The organism is Aeromonas sp. INTO2 (assembly GCF_049860605.1).
GTDB classification, from domain to species: domain Bacteria; phylum Pseudomonadota; class Gammaproteobacteria; order Enterobacterales; family Aeromonadaceae; genus Aeromonas; species Aeromonas caviae.
In genome coordinates this window covers 3850336-3866702 of sequence record NZ_CP187588.1, presented here as the reverse complement: position 1 = coordinate 3866702, position 16367 = coordinate 3850336, and the positions used below count along the sequence as shown (strand labels likewise).

The following is a 16367-nucleotide window of genomic DNA, read 5'->3' as shown; positions in this document are numbered from 1 at the left end:
CCCTTAACGAGGGGTTGAGCGCCCGGTTCGGGCACCGTGACGGATAGCGGATAACGACCACCAGAGCCCGGCGCTGAGCCAGAACCCCAGGCAGCCAAAGAGCCACCCTTGTCCCGCGAGGATCAGCAGAGAGCTGCTGGTGAGCGCGGGCACCAGGAACAGGAGCCCTGCCACGACCAGTCCCCCTGCCAGGGTCAGCAGTGCGGCGGGCAGGGCGGGGGTGGGGCTCCGTTCGAGTGATAGCAGATTACCCGATACCAGCCCCAGGGTGAACATGGCAAGCCCGGCCAGGGCGGTGGACTGGGTGAGCCAGGCCGAGAGGGCGCTGGCGATGAGCAGCCCGGCCCAGGGGAGCGGGCGCGCCGCCAGCTTCGCCAGCGTGGCGCGCAGTGCCAGCAGCAGGGCCCCCAGAGCAAGGCCGGCCACCACATCCGAGAGGAAGTGGACCCCCAGCCAGACCCGGGCCAGCCCGGCCACGCCGGCCAGCAACAGGGCCAGCAGGGCCCCCTGCCATGCCCGCAGCGCCGGCAGCCAGCCAAGCAGCAGGCCCCAGTAGAGCAGGGTCGAGGCGGCGTGGCCGCTCGGCATGCCGAAGCCCTGGGCACTCTGGCGGGCCAGCTCGGGTTGCAGGTGGAAGGGCCTGGGCCAGCCGATGCCCGCCTTGAGCAGGTTCACCACCAGGGTGAGCAGCACCATGGCAAACAGCAGGTGGCGCAGCCTGGACCAGCCGAGCAGGGGCAGCAGCAAGGGCAGCAGCGCCAGCTGGAAGGGGGCCGAGCCCAGCAGATTGCCCGCCATTGGCCAGAGTGCATCCGGCCCTAGCCACCGTTGCAGGCGCTGGATCAGCGGCAACTCGGCGCGGTGCAGCGCACTGGCCGCGTCGCTGAAATCCGTCACCCACAGCACCTGGCTCTCGGGCACCTCGGCCAGCCTCGGGGCTATCCAGTCGAGCTGCGCCGGGAAGCGACGCTGGTCAGGGGGCAGGTCGGCGGCCGTGATCAGCCTGGCGTTCAGGATCTCGCCACCGAGATCCGGGGCCTGGAGCAAGGAGACAAACCCCGTCCCTCGCTGGACCCGCAGGGGCTCCAGGGTCTGGCAGGCGAACACCCTGGCCCGTTGCCAGCGCCCCAGCTCGCCGGTGACGCGACCCTGCAGGCCGGTCTCCTCGAACAGCTCGCGCAGGGCCGCCTGCTCCGGGGTCTCCCCCCTGTCGATGTAACCGCCGCTCAGGCTGTAGCGCGAGGAGAGCCTGTCCTGCACCAGCAGGATCCCTTGCTGGTGGCGGATCACGCAGGCGGCCGCAGAGGGAGGGGATTCGGCGCGGGAGGCGGGCAGGGCACCGCCCAGCAACAGCAGCAGGCAGAAGACGACTCGAAACATGATGACACCCAGGGGTAAGGAGTGGGGACAAGGGTCACAGAAATCAGACGGCCGGGCAATGGGTTGCAGGGGCACCGACCCTGTCGGGGACGCAAGGATTGCCGTCTGCGCGGGCAGTCCCTAGTATTGGCGGCTATTGTTCTTCTCATTCACTACATTGTGGGGCTCTTCATGCGACAGTTCGGTTTCTTTCTGGGGATTGCCATCGGCGTCATCCTGATACTGTTTGGCAGCATCGTCATCTTCCAGGCCCTGCCTGCGGCGCTGGACGTGCTGGAGATGCCGAGCCGGATCCCCTTCGTGCGCGAGGTGTACACCTGGCTGATGAGCAGCGCCAACGGGCTCACCGCCCAGCTGGAGCAGAACTTCCTGGAGGCCTTCCAGACGGTGCTCAAGCTGATCCTGCTCATCACCTTCATGTGGGTCTGCGTCAAGCTGGTCAACATGGGGGTGCTGATCATCCGGGCTGGCGTCGACCTTATCCGCACCGCCATCGAGCACAGCGAAGAGAAGGGTGCCAAGCCCACCGAGCAGGACCGCCATTTCTGATCTTCCCCTGCCACGGGTCAGATAAACAACAGGCCATCATGTGATGGCCTGTTTTTATGGTGGCATGACGCTTAAATAAATCAGTTAAGCAGTTTTTCCAGCTCCGCTTCGGCATCCGCCCTGGCCTGATCGCTCAGGGTGCCGGAGGTCGCTTCCCGCTTCTCGCCCTGTTGCTGCACCGCCTTGGCGGCTTGCTGCTGCGCACTGGTCGCGGTACTGATGGTCGCGGCACTGCTGGCGGCTTGTTGCTTCGCCGTGGTTGCGGCGCTGCTGGCGGCCTGCTTGGCGCTGTCGCTCACTGCCTTGGCGGCTTGCTGTTGCGCCGTGGTGGCGGCACTGATGGTCGCTGCGCTGCTGGCAGCCTGTTTGGCGGTGTCACTTACCGCCTTGGCGGTTTGCTGCTGCGCCGTGGTTGCGGCACTGATGGTCGCTGCGCTGCTGACGGCTTGCTTGGCGCTGTCGCTCACTGCCTTGGCGGCTTGTTGCTGCGCTGTAGTGGTGGCGCTGCTGACGGCCTGCTTGGCGCTGTCGCTCACTGCCTTGGTGGCTTGCTGCTGCGCCGTGGTTGCGGCACTGATGGTGGCTGCGCCGCTAGCGGCCTGCTTGGCGCTGTCACTCACCGCCTTGGTCGCTTGCTGCTGCGCTGTGGTGGCGGCACTGATGGTCGCTGCGCTGCTTGCGGCCTGCTTGGTGGTGTCGCTCACCGCCTTGGCGGCTTGCTGCTGCGCTGTGGTGGCGGCACTGATGGTCGCGGCGCTGCTGGCAGCCTGCTTGGCGGTGTCGCTCACCGCCTTTTCGGCTTGCTGCTGCGCCGTGGTTGCGGCACTGATGGCGGCGGCACTGCTGGCGGCCTGCTTGGCGCTGTCGCTCACCGCCTTGGTCGTTTGCTGCTGCGCCGTGGTTGCTGCGCTGCTGACGGCCTGCTTGGCGCTGTCGCTCGCCGCCTTGGTCGCTTGTTGCTGCGCCGTGGTGGCGGCACTGCCGATCACCTGTCTGGTGGAGTCGGACAGGGCCTTGCTGGCGCTCTGTTGCAGGCCCCCCATCATGGTGCCCAGCAGAGAACTGCCCGCGCCCGTGAGCCCCTGACCGGCACCGGTCAGGGCCGTGGCGGCCGGGGTGGCCTGGGACTGCCAGCCCTGCATGGCGCTGGGCCAGGTCGGGGTGGCGGCCGTCAGGTTTTCCCCGAAGACCTGGGTCGCCCCGTCACCTTTTTGCACCATGACGGCGAGCTGGTTGGTGTCGGCGTTCCAGACCATGCCGGCCTGCTTGGCTACGTCCGGCACTGGGGCGTAGCGGGAGACCACGTAAAAGAGCGGCCCCTCCTGTTGCAGCTCGTCGGCGGTCTTGAGCAGCTGCATGGTGCTCTCGTAGTTGGGCCCCAGCATGGCGGTCATTCTGTCCTTGATCAGCGGCTGCTCGAACAGGTTGGCCTCGTTCGGATCGAAACCGACCAGCGGCTTGAGCAGGGCCCACATCAGCTGGCTGGTGGGGCTCATCATCAGCAGGGGGGCGACACAGGCGGACAACATCAGGCTCAGGCAGGCAGCCTTGAGCAACGGCATGATACGCATTGACAACATATCCAGTTAATTATCTGATTATTAAGGGTTATTCATTACCGCATCCCGGCGATGCCGGTGGGGGCCCACGGCAGAACCCTGACAGGCCTTGGCGGGCGCAGGCAGGCTATCATATTGCTTCCGGAATGCCAGATGAGCCGACATTTATTGGTCAAGTCGAGGGCTCTGCTGGTCGCTCTACACTTTCACTCCCCCGTGACAGGAATTCCCATGATCCGTTGTGCAGGTTGTCTGCTGGCCCTTGGCTGGCTCTTCCCCGCGTTGGCCGCCCCGGCGTCCAACACCCTCAGCCACTCGGTGGGCACCGAGCTGGTGCTGCCCCTTGGTTCGCTGCCCGAGCGGGTGTGCTGGTATCAGGATCAGAAATACTCCCAGGGGGCCCGTATCCAGCAGGGGGAGCTCTGGCTGGAGTGCGCGCCGCAACAGGCGATGGAGACCAATGGCCCCCTGATCTGGCGAGAGGTGACGACGCCGTCACAGAGTGGTGAACCGGAGGGCAACCAGCGGATGATCCGGGTGGGCCAGTGAGCCTTTTCTTGATCCAGCTACAGACACGGGCGTGATCTCTATCGCATAATGCGGCTCTTTCTTCTCTTGACTGGGATCTAAGCAATGGCTCGTCGCTCTTCCAATGCACAACGTCGTCGCAGTAGCTGGTGGTACAAACGCTTGTTGGCAAGGGAGCGGGAAGAGCGCGAAGCGCGTTCCGTCCGGGATTGATACTGCATTGAACAACGGAGCCTCGGGCTCCGTTTTTATTGGTGACTAAACGTGCATTACCGCAGGCAGGTTTATTACCACAGGTGGATAATGATGCCGCTCTGTCAGTGCACAACGTCGTTGCCGTCGTGAGCTGGCGGTACAACCCCTTGTTGGCAAGGGAGGGAAGCGCGCGAGGGCGCTGCGTCCGGGATGGATACGGCATGGAAGAACGGAGCCTCGGGCTCCGTTTTTATTGGTGAATATAAGTGCATTATCACAGGCAGGTTTATTACCACAGGTGGATAATGATGCCGCTCTGCCAGTGCACAACGTCGTTGCCGCCGTGAGCTGGCGGTGCAAATCCTTGTTGGCAAGGGAGGGAAGCGCGCGAGGGCGCTGCGTCCGGGATGGATACGGCATGGAAGAACGGAGCCTCGGGCTCCGTTTTTATTGGTGACTAAAAGTGCATTACCGCAGGCAGGTTTATTACCAAAGGTGGACAATGGTGCCGCTCTGCCAGTGCACAACGTCGTTGCCGCCGTGAGCTGGCGGTACAACCCCTTCATTCAGCAAAGACCGTCATGCGAGAACGGGGGCCATCGGGCCCCCGTTTTGCTTTTGCAGAGGTTGGCTGCCTGCGACTCAGCGCAGCAGGGCGGCCAGGGCCAGCTCGACCCGCTTGGCGTACTCGGGGTCGGCCTGCTCGAAGTGCCTGAGCTGGGCCGCGACGATGGCGTCATCCTCCACATTGATGAGGGAGCGGGCCAGGTTGGCGGCGAGGCGGGCACGCTGCCCCTCGTCCATCAGGCGGAAGAGATCCCCCGGCTGGCTGTAGTAGTCGCTGTCGTAGTCGCGAAAATCATGGTGCAGGGCAGCCCCTTCCAGAGTCAGGGCCGGTTCGTGCTGCTCGCTCGGCTGCTGGGTGCCGAAGCGGTTTGGCTGGTAGTTGGGGCTGGCGCCACCGTTGCTGTCCGCCCGCATGGCGCCGTCGCGGTGGGCGCCGTGGTGGAACGGGCAGCGCGGGGCGTTGACCGGCAGCAGGCCGTGGTTGACGCCGAGGCGGTAGCGCTGGGTGTCACCGTAGGAGAAGAGCCTCCCCTGCAACATGCGATCCGGCGAGAAGCCGATGCCGGGCACCAGGTTAGCCGGGGTGAAGGCGGCCTGCTCCACGTGGGCGAAGTAGTTGTCCGGGTTCTGGTTGAGCTCCAGCACGCCCACCGGGATGAGCGGGTAGTCCTTGTGGGGCCATACCTTGGTGAGGTCGAACGGGTGGATCTTGTAGGTCTGGGCCTCGGCCTCTGGCATCACCTGCACATAGACCTTCCAGCGCGGGAAGTCCCCCCGCTCGATGGCGTTGAACAGATCCGCCTGGCTGGTCTCTCTGTCCTGACCGACGACGGTGGCCGCCTCTTCATCGGTGTAGAAGCGGTGGCCCTGCTCGGTCTTGAAGTGGAACTTGACCCAGAAGCGCTCGTTGGCCGAGTTGATGAAGCTGAAGGTGTGGCTGCCGTAGCCGTTCATCTCCCGCAGGCTCCTGGGGATGCCGCGATCGCTGAAGAGGATGGTGACCTGGTGCAGGGATTCCGGGTGGCGGGACCAGAAGTCCCAGGCGGCGGTGGCGCTGCGCAGGTTGGTGCGGGGATCCCGCTTCTGGGTGTGGATGAAGTCGGGGAATTTCAGGGGATCGCGGATGAAGAACACCGGGGTGTTGTTGCCCACCAGATCCCAGTTGCCCTGCTCGGTGTAGAACTTGAGGGCGAAGCCGCGCACGTCGCGCTCTGCGTCGGCGGCGCCCTTCTCGCCGGCCACGGTGGAGAAGCGCAGGAACACCGGGGTCTGCTTGCCGACGGCGTTGAACAGGTCGGCCTTGCTGAAGGCGCTGATGTCGTGGGTCACGGTGAAGGTGCCGTAGGCGCCCGAGCCCTTGGCATGCACCACCCGCTCGGGAATGCGCTCGCGGTCGAAGTGGGCGAGTTTCTCCATCAACCAGATGTCTTGCATCAGGACGGGGCCGCGGGGGCCGGCGGTGAGGCTGTTGTTGTTGTCGACGACGGGGGCGCCGTTGGCGCTGCGCAGGGTCTTGTCGGTCATGGCGGGTCTCCTTGTGATGAGTCGCCAGACTAGGTGAAGTGGGGGAGCGGCTCCAATGGAGTGTGCCTAACCCTTTGATTGGTTTCGCTGATGGGGGTGGAAACAGACGCCAGCCTTGCGGCAAGATGGGATTCAGCCAATCAGGAGGTCTCATGTCCATCACCATTCGCCGCGCCGGGCCGGAAGATGCCGCCGCCCTGCGGGATCTTCACGCCATGCCCCATGCCCAGGCGGGCACCCTGCAACTTCCCTTCCCCTCCCTGCAGCAGTGGGAGCAGAAGCTGACCCCGCGGGATGGCATCTACAGCCTGCTGGCGGAGTGGGAGGGGGAGGTGGCGGGCGCGCTGGTCCTGATGGTGGAGCCTGCCCCCCGCCGCCGCCACGTGGCGAGCATCGGCATGGCGGTACACGATGACTGGGCCGGGCGCGGGGTGGGCACCGCCCTGATGCAGGCTGCGCTGGATCTGGCGGACAACTGGCTCGGCTTGACGCGGGTGGAGCTGACGGTCTGGGCCGACAATCAGGCGGCCCTGGCCCTCTATCGCAAGGCGGGCTTCGTGGAGGAGGGCGTAGCCCGGGATTACGGCCTGCGTCATGGGGTGCTGGTGGATGCCCTCTACATGGCCAGGGTGCGCCGATGATCGACTATCGCGAGCGCCTGACGCCGGTGCTGCGGGCACTGGAGCAGGATCCGGATCTCTCCATCGAGGCGCTGGCGAGTCGCGCTTGCCTCTCCCTCTACCATTTCCACCGGGTGTTCACCGCCGTGGTGGGGGAGGCCCCTGGCGAGATGTGCCGCCGCCTGCGGATGCAGCGGGCGGCCTGGCAGCTCTGCTACACCGATGCCAGCGTCACCGCCATCGCCCTGGGGGCGGGGCTTGGCAGCTCCCAGGCTTTCGCCAAGGCGTTTCGTCGTCACTATGGTTGCACCCCGGGGGAGTTTCGCCGCGACAAGGGCAAGAACGGACACCTGGATCGCAAGGAAGGACACGCATGGCAAGGGGCACTCCCTTATGCTGAAGGCCACTCATCAGCAAGGAGCAACACCATGAACACCGTCGAGATGGACGCCCGCACCCTGGCCTATATCCGCGTGACCGGCCCCTATGGCGAAGGGTATGACGCCGTCTGCCATCGCCTTCACCAGTGGGCCGCGCCCCGTGGCCTGGAAGGGGGAGAGTGGATCTTCATCTACCACGACAACCCCGAGGTGACGCCGCCGGCCCAGTGCCGCACCGACATCGGCATCAGCGTGCCGGTGGGTACCCTGGGGGCGGGGGAGGTGGAAATTCAGCTCATCCCCGCCGGGCGCTACGCCCAGTCCCGCTATCTCATCACGGATCGCAGCCAGTACGGGGTGCGCTGGCAGGAGCACATCGGCGATATCGTCGCGGCCGGGCTCGCCTTTGGGGACGGCCCCTGCTTCGAGCTCTATCACAGCGTGAGCAATGACCCGCTGCGGGATGACGTGAGCTTCTGCTCCAGCGTGCGCTAGGCAGGCGGCAATAAAACGAGGCGCCCAAGGGCGCCTCGTTTTATTTGGGACCAATGACTACCGCAGATATCAGGACTGGCTGGGCACCTTGTTGCGGCGGGACTTCCACCACCAGCGCAGGCGGATCTGGGAGATGAGCATCCCCGCCAGCATCAGGGCGCAGCCGACCACGGCCCGTTCGTCCAGATGTTCCCCCAGCAGCAGGACACCGCCGATGGCGGCGAACACCGTCTCCAGGCTGAGGATGATGGCGGCGTGGGCCGGATGGGCACCGCGCTGCCCCACCACCTGCAGGGTATAGCCGATGCCGACCGAGACCAGACCGGCGTAGAGCAGCGCCTGCCAGCCCGCCACGGCACCACTCGCCGTCGGAGTCTCGATGACGAAGGCCGTGGCCAGGCTGAGCAGGCCGCACACCACGAACTGCACCCCGGCAAGGCGAATGGGGGCGACCCGGTTCGAGTAGTGATCCAGCACCAGCAGATGCACGGCCCAGAACAGGGCCCCGATCACTTGCAGCAGATCGCCGTAGCCGATGGTGAACTCCTCGGTGACGCTGAGGTAGTAGAGCCCGGCCATGGCGATGAGGGCGCCTACCCAGGTGTTGGCCCCGGTCTTGTGGCGCAGGGCCAGGCCGATGACGGGGACCAGGATGATGTAGAGGCCGGTGATGAAGCCCGCCTTGGCGGCCGTGGTGTAGAGCAGCCCCACCTGTTGCAGGGAGGCGGCGGAGAAGAGCACGGTGCCGGCGATGAGGCCCCCGGTCAGCAGCAGGCGGTTATCACCGGCAGGCTGGGGCGGCTGGCGTGACTTGAGCCACCACAAGAGCGGCAGCAGGGAGAGGGCGCCCAGCAGGAAGCGCAGGCCGTTGAAGGTGAAGGGCCCCATGTGATCCATCCCCAGACGCTGGGCGACGAAGCCCAGCCCCCAGATGGCGGCGGCCATCAATAACATCATGTTTGAACGCATACGGAATCATCCCTGAGAAAGAGTCTCGGCGGCACTCGGGCCCCGCCATTACGATACCTGCGAGAAGGGGCGTTTGTCGTCAGCCATTTGTTGCCGGGCGAGGGCAGGATCAGCGGCTGGCCAGCTTGGCGAGCAGGGGCAGCAGGGCGAGCAGCAGCAGGTTGCCCCTAAGGATCCAGATCACCCAGAACTGCTGCTGGGTGGAGACAAGGGGAGCCCGTCCCTGGCGCAAGGATCGGCGCCAGTGGTGGAACAGCCGGCTGGGGTAGCCAAAGCTGATGGCCATGGCGAAGAACATCAGCAGCTTGGTGCGGTAACCCGGATTGGCAAACAGGATGGCCGGTGGCTGGGGATGGGCGACCACCAGCAGCACGCCCGTGATGAAGATGAGCAGCAGGGCCAGGGCGGCCAGGCTGTCAGCCAGCAGCAGCTTGCGCACCTGCTCGATGGACATGCCGCGCCGGAACAGGAAATACTCCGAGGTGATGGCACCGGTCAGGGTGATCACGGCGCAGTAATGGAGGGCAGTCAGCAGTTCCGGTTTCAACATCCAGGCCAGTTCCTTCTCGTTGGCCACCCGATGCGCTTCCCTTTGGACGCCATCAGGTGGGGCTGATATTCTGACACTACACGATGTCAGGGGATAGCATGGAGTCAGGGTTGGATAAGCGAGCAGTCTCCAAAAAGACCTGGTCCCTGGTGGCACGGATGCGCCTGGGCCTGCTTCTGCTCTTCATTCCCGTCCTGATGCTGGGCGCCATCTACTACCTGCACATGGAGCGCAGCCTGCAGCGAGAGCTGCAACAGCGCCTGCTCGCCACCAATCACCAGTTGCGCCACGTCTTCATCGAACCCTACCTGAACGAGATGGAGCGTCAGTTCTCCCTCATCTACGACCAGGTCAAGGTGGAGGACATCAGCGGCCCCCGTCTGCGCAACACCGACTCCTATCTCAGGGAGTGGCGTCTCTACAAGGGGGTGATGGCTGATCTCATCTACATCTATGTGGGCACCGCCGAGCGCCAGATGCTGATCTACCCCGAATGGCAGGCGGATGCGGACTTCGATCCCAGGGTGCGCCCCTGGTATCAGCTGGCCAGCCAGCATGTGGGCAAGATGGTCTGGACCGAACCCTACTACGACTACACCAATGGCACGCTGGTGATCGCCCTGGCGCGGGCCATCACCGACAAGGAGGGCAAGGTGCGGGGGGTCTTCGCGGTGGATGCCATCCTGGCCCCCTTCTCCGCCCAGCTGAACCGGCAGTGGAACAGCGGTTACCAGATGATCGTCAACCAGTCGGGCAAGGTGCTGGCCCACCCCGATCCCTCACAACTGCTCAAGCCCATGACCCACCCGACCTGGCTCTCCCGCTTCAGCGGGGAGGACGGCATCTTCCTGGATCAGGCGTCTCGCCAGTTCGTGGCCTACAGCCGCCTGCCGGACCACAACTGGGTGCTGATCAGCGTGTTGCCCGCCTCCAGCATCCAGGCGGTGGTGGCGAGTGCCTCCCTCAACGTGCTCGGGATCATCGTGCTGGCCAGCGTGCTCTACATGGTGCTGGCACTGATCTGGTCCCGTTATTTCAGGCGGATGCTGGACGAGATCGCCACCGTGATCCGGGCCAGCCGGACCCAGCCTGACGAGGTGCACCAGGGGGGGATGCGCGAGCTCAGGCACGTCTATGCCGAGCTGGCGGAGGTGAGCAAGGATTATCACGAGGTGCGCCAGCAGGCGAACCTCGACAAGCTGACCGGCCTTTACAACCGGCGCTTCTTCGACGAGCGGTTGAATCGGCTGCTGCTCGATCAGGACCGCTTCTGCCTGGCCATGATCGATCTGGACGGTTTCAAGCGGATCAATGACACCTATGGTCACCAGACCGGGGACGTGGTGCTCAAGCGGGTGGCCAGCTTTGGCGCCAAGCTGCTGGGGGATCATGGCTGGGTATGCCGCTATGGCGGGGAAGAGCTGGTGGTGCTGTTCGCCAATCCGGACATCCACTTCTGCCAGATGCTGCTGGAGCAGTACAGGATTGGGGTGGCCTCCCTGCACTGGCGTGAACCCGGTCTTGGGATCACCTTCAGCGGCGGCCTGGTGGCGAGTGCCCCCGGGCTTGGGGCCAGGAGCCTGCTGACCATGGTCGATGCCGAGGTCTATCGCGCCAAGGGTGACGGCAAGAATCGCATCTACATGGTGGATCCCCTGGCTCCCCGGGACGACTCGCCCTCAGGGGATGGCATGTTGAGCAAAGAAGAGGCCTGAGGGCCTCTTCTTCATTGCGCGGATCAAGGGTGCAACTGCCAGGTCCAGAGGGGCCAGCCCAGCTCCTCGGCGCACTGGCGCAGGGCGGGGGCCGGATTGACCGCATGGGGATGGCTCACCGCCTGCAGCATGGGCAGATCGTTGTGGGAATCGCTGTAGCCGAAGCTCTCCTGCCAGAGGTGTTCCTTTCCGGCAAAGAGCTGGTTGATGCGGGCCACCTTGCCTTCGCGAAAACTCAGGGTGCCGCGGGTCTGGCCGGTCAACATGCCGGCTTCCTCGTCGAGCAGGATGGCCACGCAGTGATCCATCCCCAGCATCTGCGCCATGGGAGCCACCAGATGCTCGCCGGAGGCGGAGATGAGCACCAGCTCGTCGCCACGCTGGCGATGCCACTCGATGCGGGCCAGCCCCTCGGGGTAGAGGCGCTCCCGCAGCACCTGTTCGGCAAAGCGGGTGCAGAGGGAGTCGAGCCACTGGCGCGTCCTGCCTGCCAGCGGTTGCAGGGTGAAGGCCATGTACTGGTGCATGTCCATCTTGCCCTGATGGTAGAGTGACATCATGGCCTGCTCCTCGGCCACCATGCCCGCCGGGGCCAGCTCCTGGGCCACCATGTACTCCAGCCAGAGGCTGGCGGAATCCCCCGCTATCAGGGTCTCGTCCAGATCAAACAGTGCCAGGGCCATGGCTGCTCCTCGGGTTGGCTGCCAGCATCGGGGTACTGGCTGAAAAATGAATGGGATTCATGGCGTTATGCTACCTCACAGAGTTGATCCCGGGCCACCACCAGGGTCACGGCGCTGCCCACCGGCAGCAGATCGCCGGCACGGCGGTTGAGGCTATCCACCGTCAACAGCCCTGCCTCGCACTCCACCTGATAGCGGATGACGTTGCCGAGCAGCTGCTGCTGGCGAACGATGCCGGGCAGGCTGGGCTCGTGGCTGACCGCCCCGGCGGGCAGCAGGGTGATGGACTCCGGCCGCAGCGCCAGCTTGCCGCGAAAGCGCGGGCCGAACAGGGATTTGGCCTGCTCGCCACCCAGCAGGTTGTAGTTGCCGATAAAGCCCGCTACGAACTCGCTGGCGGGGCGGGTGTAGATCTGCTCTGGCGTGCCGCTCTGGACGATGGACCCCTTGTTCATCAGGAAGATCCGATCCGACAGGGTCAGCGCCTCCTCCTGATCGTGGGTCACGAAGATGGTGGTGAGCTCGAGGCGCTGCTGGATCTCGCGGATCTGCTGGCGCAGGCTGCGGCGGATGCGGGCATCCAGCGCCGAGAGCGGCTCGTCCAGCAGCAGGATCCGCGGTTGCACCACCAACGCCCGGGCCAGCGCCACCCGCTGGCGCTGGCCGCCGGAGAGCTCGCTCGGATAGCGGCGCTCGAAGCCGGTCAGCTCCACCAGCTCAAGCGCCTCTTGCACGCTGGCGGCGAGATCCCGCCCCGGCTGGGGCTTCATCTTGAGGCCGAAGGCGACGTTGTCCCACACCGTCATGTTGGGAAACAGCGCATAGCTCTGGAACACCATGCCGATGCCCCGCTTCTGGGGCTCCTGCCAGGTGATCTCCTCACCGGCCACCCGCACCTGACCGCCATCCACCGGGGTGAGCCCGGCCAGGGCCCGCAGCAGGGTGGATTTGCCGCAGCCGGAGGGGCCGAGCAGGGTCACCAACTCCCCCTTGCGAATGCCGAATTCAATTCCCTCGAACACCTTGGTGTCGCCGTAGGATTTGTGCAGTTGATTCACTTCTAGATGGAACATGTTGATTCACCGATGAAATCTGTTGGCCGCCCAGGTGAGCAGCAGGGTCAGCAGGAAGTAGCTCATCACCAGTGCGCTGGTGAAGTGGCCCGAGGTGGCACGCATGTTGTAGAGGTAGACCTGCAGGGTCTCGTAACGGGTGCCCACCAGCATGTTGGCAAACACGAACTCCCCGAGCAGGAAGGACAGCGAGAGAAACAGCGCCGCCAGCAGCCCCTTGCGCAGGCAGGGGATCACCACCAGCAGGAAGGCGCGGGCACTGCTCGCCCCCAGCAGGTGAGCGGCATCCATCAGATCCTTCAGCGGCACCCCTTGCAGGCTGTTGGCCAGCGCCCGGTACATGAAGGGGAGCACCACGGTGAACCAGGTGCCGATCAGGATCCACGGCGTGCCGATAATTGGCAGCACGCCGTCAGCGTAGATCTGCAACAGCCCCACCGAAGAGACCACTGGCGGCACCGCGAAGGGGAGCAGGATCAAGAGATTCATCCAGGGATCCAGCCTGGGGAAGTAGTAGGCCACCACCAGCACGGTCGGCACCAGCACCAGGGTACCCAGCAACAGGGTAGCGAAGCAGACCAGGAGGCTGCGGCCAAAGGCCGCCAGAAAGCGCGGGTCGCCCCAGAGCTTGAGATACCAGTCGAGGGTGAAGCCATCCGGCAGCAGGGTCGCCCCCCAACGGGTGGAGATGGAGTAGATAAAGGTGGCCAGCAGCGGCAGCAGCAGGGTGGCGACCAGCGCCCCCAGCACCCATCTGGGCCAGCGCGGCGTCAAATCATGCATGGGATTGCCCCTTGTTCACATAGCTCTTTTTCAGCAACCACTGGTTGGCGGCTGTCACCACCCCCAGCAGCACCATCAGGATCACCGCCAGCGCCGCCGCGAGATTCGGCTCGAGGAAGATGTCGCCGGAGACCAGACTGGCCACCCGGATGGTCACCAGGTTGAAGTTGCCGGTGGTGAGAGCGTAGGCAGAGGCATAGGCCCCCACTGCGTTGGCAAACAGGATGATCAGGGTGCCGAGCAGGGCAGGGGTGAGCACCGGCAGCGCCACGTGCCACACATACTGCCCCTTGCTGGCGCCAAGCAGGGCGGCGGCCTGGGGCCACTCATCCTGCAGGGCGTCGAATGCCGGGTAGAGCAGCAGCAGGGCGAGGGGGATCTGGAAGTAGGTGTAAATCAGGATAAGGCCGCTGCCCGAGTAGAGGTTGAAGCCATCGATGAGGCCCCAGGATTTGAGCAGCAGGGTCACCGCGCCATTGATGCCGAGCACGATGATGAAGGCGAACGCCAGCGGCACGCCGCTGAAGTTGCCCGTCATGGTGACGAAGGCCAGCAGCACCCGCTTGACCCGCTCGCCGCTGTGGCGCAGCGCCGCCGCCCCGAGGGTGCCGATGGCGAGCCCCGCCAGGCTGGCGATGCCGGCAATGCGCAACGAGTTGCCGAAGGATTGCAGGTAGAAGGGGGAGCTCAAAATCTCCCGGTAGTGGTCGAGACCCCAGCCATCAGGGGTCTGGACGCTGCCCACCAGTACCCACACCATGGGGGCGAGCTGAAACAGGATCATCAAGAGGACAAAGGGCAGCAGCACCAGGGCCGGCAGCCAGTGGCGGCGCACCCGGCGTGGCTTCACCTGTTGATCCGCGAGGATCTCGGTGGTGGCAGGCATCATCAGTGCACCTCGCGCATAAAGGCCGCCTTGAGCAGCGGGGGGGCTGCCGGCTTGTCGTGGGGAACCCCCAGCAGATCCGCCATCAGGGCGCAGAGCTGGGTCTGGGCGATCGCCACACCATCCGGCCAGCGCTCGACGAAGGCATCGCCAAAGAGCCAGAGCGGCACAGTGCGCTCCTCGACCAGAGTGCCGCCATGGCTGAGATCGTTGTTCATGCCGTGATCCGAGGTGATCACCACCTGATACCCCTCTGCCAGCCACTGGGGTAGCAGCTCGGCCAGCAGGCTGTCCATGCGGCGCGCCTGATTGCGGTACTGGCGGGAATCGAGACCAAACTGGTGGCCCGCATCGTCCACCCCCATGGGGTGGATCAGCAGAAAATCGGGGTCGTACTGGCTGCGCAGCCACTCGCCGTCCATCAGCAGATGGCTGTCGGGGTAGGCGTCGTCCCAGTAGAAGCAGCCGTGCTGGATGGGCAACTGTTCATCGTGAGTAAAGCGATCGCGGGCCGCCAGCCAGGGGCTCTGGTTGTAGAGCTCGCTCACCCAGTGGTAGGCCGCCGCTGCGGTGCGTTTGCCCGCGGCCCGGGCGAGATGGAAGATGGAGTCGTGTTGGCTCAGGCGCGTCACCCCGTTGTGGGTGATGCCGCTCGCCACCGGCGGCACGCCGGTCAGGATGCACTCGTAGAGAGGGCGGGAGAGGGAGGGCAGGGCGGCACTCAGGGTCGTATGCAGGCCGCGCTCTGCCTCCACCATGCCACAGAGGTAGCCCATGCAATGGGCTACCTCTGCTGCCAGGCCATCCACAAGTACCACTATCACCTTGTGTTGCACTGGCCACTCCTTACTGCATGTTGATCATGACGGTTTCCTGCCACTGGCGCGGCAGGGCCTTGGAGCTCTGCTCCCAGGCGGCGTGATCCTGCACCGGCTTGGCGTTGGCATACTGCTCGGCCGGCAGCAGCTTGGCCTTGACGTCATCCGGCAGGGTCACGTTGCTGCGAATGGGGCGGGCGTAGCCACGGGCCAGGTTGATTTGACCTGCATCGGAGAGGATGTATTCCCGCGCCAACTTGGCGGCGTTGGGGTTCTTGGCCCACTTGTTGATGATGGTGGTGTAGCCGGCGATGACGGAGCCGTCGCTCGGGATCACCACATCAAACTTCTTGGGGTCGATCTGGTCGCGGTAGTTGAGGGCGTTGAAGTCCCACAGCACCCCCACTTCCACTTCGCCTTTCTCGATGTTGGCGATGGTCGGGTCGTTCAGCGACAGACGGCCCTGCTTGGCCAGCTTGCCGAACAGATCCAGGGCGGGTTTCAGATTCTTCTCGCTGCCGCCGGTGGCATAGGCCGCCGCCAGCACGCCGTTGTTGGCCTGGGAGGCGACGCCCACGTCACCCAGGGTCACCTTGTAGTCGCCACCCAGCAGGGATTGCCAGCTGGTGGGGGCGGCCTTGACCAGATCCTTGTTGATCAGGAAGGCGATGGTGCCGGTATAGGCCAGCATCCAGTGGCCATCCGCATCCTTGGCCCAGTTGGGAATGTCGGCCCAGGTGGAGGGCTTGTAGGGCTGGGTGACACCCTGCTTGACCGCCACCGGGCCGAAGGCGCCGCCCACGTCGCCGATGTCGGCGGTGGCATTGGCCTTCTCGGCGGCGAACTTGGCGATCTCCTGGGCGGAGCTCATGTCGGTATCCTGATGCTTGATGCCGTAGATGCTGCCGAGCTGCTGCCAGGTATCCTTCCAGTTGGCCCAGCTGTCCGGCATGCCGACGCTCTGGAGCTGGCCCTCACCGCGGGCGGCTTTTTCGAGATCCGCGATGTTCTCGGCGGCAAACAGCGGTTGACTGATGGCCACCAGGGCCAGTGCACTTGCGATCACGCTTTTCATCATCCCATCCCTCTGGAC

The 16367-nt window shown here is 64.9% G+C and carries 15 protein-coding genes and 1 pseudogene; 5 read left to right on the top strand and 11 right to left on the bottom strand.

The window, feature by feature from the left end; genetic code table 11:
• Window positions 1-3 precede the first annotated feature (3 nt).
• Entirely contained in the window at window positions 4-1380 is a 1377-nt protein-coding gene (locus tag ACPW74_RS18305; RefSeq protein WP_279982070.1) for a bifunctional NUDIX hydrolase/phosphatase PAP2 family protein, read from the bottom strand.
• Between the two features lie 171 nt (window positions 1381-1551).
• Between ACPW74_RS18305 and ACPW74_RS18300 the strand changes: the two genes are divergently transcribed.
• The gene (locus ACPW74_RS18300) at window positions 1552-1929 is read left to right on the top strand and encodes a hypothetical protein (RefSeq protein WP_010675931.1); all 378 of its coding nucleotides are present in this window, start codon (window positions 1552-1554) and stop codon (window positions 1927-1929) included.
• Window positions 1930-2249: 320 nt separating this feature from the next.
• On the opposite strand, the pseudogene ACPW74_RS18295 reads toward ACPW74_RS18300, so the two are convergent.
• A pseudogene (locus ACPW74_RS18295) lies at window positions 2250-3500 on the bottom strand (hypothetical protein); the annotation flags it as partial.
• Between the two features lie 219 nt (window positions 3501-3719).
• On the opposite strand from ACPW74_RS18295, the gene ACPW74_RS18290 reads away from it, so the two are divergent.
• A complete protein-coding gene (locus tag ACPW74_RS18290) occupies window positions 3720-4037 on the top strand; it encodes a YnjH family protein (RefSeq protein WP_279982069.1) in 318 nt (105 codons plus the stop codon).
• An 816-nt stretch (window positions 4038-4853) separates the two neighbouring features.
• Here ACPW74_RS18290 and ACPW74_RS18285 read toward each other — a convergent pair.
• On the bottom strand, window positions 4854-6302 hold the full coding sequence (locus tag ACPW74_RS18285) for a catalase (RefSeq protein ID WP_279982067.1): 1449 nt from the start codon (window positions 6300-6302) through the stop codon (window positions 4854-4856).
• A gap of 152 nt (window positions 6303-6454) precedes the next feature.
• On the opposite strand from ACPW74_RS18285, the gene ACPW74_RS18280 reads away from it, so the two are divergent.
• Window positions 6455-6943, top strand: a complete 489-nt coding sequence (locus ACPW74_RS18280) for a GNAT family N-acetyltransferase (RefSeq protein ID WP_010675925.1) — start codon at window positions 6455-6457, stop codon at window positions 6941-6943.
• On the top strand, window positions 6940-7797 hold the full coding sequence (locus tag ACPW74_RS18275) for an AraC family transcriptional regulator (RefSeq protein ID WP_279982066.1): 858 nt from the start codon (window positions 6940-6942) through the stop codon (window positions 7795-7797). The genes ACPW74_RS18280 and ACPW74_RS18275 overlap by 4 nt, the downstream gene beginning before the upstream one ends.
• Window positions 7798-7866: 69 nt before the next feature.
• Here the strand turns inward: ACPW74_RS18275 and ACPW74_RS18270 are convergent, their stop codons facing one another.
• Window positions 7867-8766 (bottom strand): DMT family transporter, encoded by a 900-nt coding sequence (locus ACPW74_RS18270; protein WP_279982065.1) that lies wholly within the window; start codon window positions 8764-8766, stop codon window positions 7867-7869.
• Between the two features lie 109 nt (window positions 8767-8875).
• The gene (locus ACPW74_RS18265; RefSeq protein ID WP_029314852.1) at window positions 8876-9316 is read right to left on the bottom strand and encodes a DUF2214 family protein; all 441 of its coding nucleotides are present in this window, start codon (window positions 9314-9316) and stop codon (window positions 8876-8878) included.
• Between the two features lie 110 nt (window positions 9317-9426).
• On the opposite strand from ACPW74_RS18265, the gene ACPW74_RS18260 reads away from it, so the two are divergent.
• Window positions 9427-11031, top strand: coding sequence for a sensor domain-containing diguanylate cyclase (locus ACPW74_RS18260; RefSeq protein ID WP_279982064.1), 1605 nt, complete (start codon window positions 9427-9429; stop codon window positions 11029-11031).
• Window positions 11032-11054: 23 nt separating this feature from the next.
• On the opposite strand, the gene ACPW74_RS18255 is transcribed toward ACPW74_RS18260, so the two are convergent.
• The 6 genes from ACPW74_RS18255 to ACPW74_RS18230 all read right to left on the bottom strand — a co-directional run bounded on the left by ACPW74_RS18255 (window position 11055) and on the right by ACPW74_RS18230 (window position 16349).
• Complete coding sequence (locus ACPW74_RS18255; protein WP_010675920.1) at window positions 11055-11714, bottom strand: HAD family hydrolase; 660 nt, start codon at window positions 11712-11714, stop codon at window positions 11055-11057.
• A gap of 65 nt (window positions 11715-11779) precedes the next feature.
• The gene (locus ACPW74_RS18250) at window positions 11780-12787 is read right to left on the bottom strand and encodes an ABC transporter ATP-binding protein (RefSeq protein ID WP_128272485.1); all 1008 of its coding nucleotides are present in this window, start codon (window positions 12785-12787) and stop codon (window positions 11780-11782) included.
• 6 nt (window positions 12788-12793) lie between these two features.
• Complete coding sequence (locus ACPW74_RS18245; RefSeq protein WP_128272487.1) at window positions 12794-13570, bottom strand: ABC transporter permease; 777 nt, start codon at window positions 13568-13570, stop codon at window positions 12794-12796.
• A complete protein-coding gene (locus tag ACPW74_RS18240) occupies window positions 13563-14459 on the bottom strand; it encodes an ABC transporter permease (RefSeq protein ID WP_128272489.1) in 897 nt (298 codons plus the stop codon). Before ACPW74_RS18240 ends, ACPW74_RS18245 begins: the two co-directional genes overlap by 8 nt.
• Entirely contained in the window at window positions 14459-15292 is an 834-nt protein-coding gene (locus tag ACPW74_RS18235) for an alkaline phosphatase family protein (RefSeq protein WP_128318202.1), read from the bottom strand. Before ACPW74_RS18235 ends, ACPW74_RS18240 begins: the two co-directional genes overlap by 1 nt.
• A 10-nt stretch (window positions 15293-15302) precedes the next feature.
• Window positions 15303-16349 carry an ABC transporter substrate-binding protein gene (locus ACPW74_RS18230; protein ID WP_010675915.1) on the bottom strand — a complete coding sequence of 349 codons (1047 nt, stop codon included), beginning with the start codon at window positions 16347-16349 and terminating at the stop codon, window positions 15303-15305.
• Window positions 16350-16367: the final 18 nt, after the last annotated feature.

Excerpts from the sequence above, each read along its gene's own strand:
- ACPW74_RS18240 (WP_128272489.1), bottom strand. The coding sequence starts at position 14,459 with ATGATGCCTGCCACCACCGAGATCCTCGCGGATCAACAGGTGAAGCCA.
- ACPW74_RS18305 (WP_279982070.1), bottom strand. The coding sequence starts at position 1,380 with ATGTTTCGAGTCGTCTTCTGCCTGCTGCTGTTGCTGGGCGGTGCCCTG.
- ACPW74_RS18280 (WP_010675925.1), top strand. The coding sequence starts at position 6,455 with ATGTCCATCACCATTCGCCGCGCCGGGCCGGAAGATGCCGCCGCCCTG.
- ACPW74_RS18245 (WP_128272487.1), bottom strand. The coding sequence starts at position 13,570 with ATGCATGATTTGACGCCGCGCTGGCCCAGATGGGTGCTGGGGGCGCTG.
- ACPW74_RS18270 (WP_279982065.1), bottom strand. The coding sequence starts at position 8,766 with ATGCGTTCAAACATGATGTTATTGATGGCCGCCGCCATCTGGGGGCTG.
- ACPW74_RS18285 (WP_279982067.1), bottom strand. The coding sequence starts at position 6,302 with ATGACCGACAAGACCCTGCGCAGCGCCAACGGCGCCCCCGTCGTCGAC.
- ACPW74_RS18275 (WP_279982066.1), top strand. The coding sequence starts at position 6,940 with ATGATCGACTATCGCGAGCGCCTGACGCCGGTGCTGCGGGCACTGGAG.
- ACPW74_RS18265 (WP_029314852.1), bottom strand. The coding sequence starts at position 9,316 with ATGTTGAAACCGGAACTGCTGACTGCCCTCCATTACTGCGCCGTGATC.
- ACPW74_RS18290 (WP_279982069.1), top strand. The coding sequence starts at position 3,720 with ATGATCCGTTGTGCAGGTTGTCTGCTGGCCCTTGGCTGGCTCTTCCCC.
- ACPW74_RS18300 (WP_010675931.1), top strand. The coding sequence starts at position 1,552 with ATGCGACAGTTCGGTTTCTTTCTGGGGATTGCCATCGGCGTCATCCTG.
- ACPW74_RS18255 (WP_010675920.1), bottom strand. The coding sequence starts at position 11,714 with ATGGCCCTGGCACTGTTTGATCTGGACGAGACCCTGATAGCGGGGGAT.
- ACPW74_RS18230 (WP_010675915.1), bottom strand. The coding sequence starts at position 16,349 with ATGAAAAGCGTGATCGCAAGTGCACTGGCCCTGGTGGCCATCAGTCAA.
- ACPW74_RS18250 (WP_128272485.1), bottom strand. The coding sequence starts at position 12,787 with ATGTTCCATCTAGAAGTGAATCAACTGCACAAATCCTACGGCGACACC.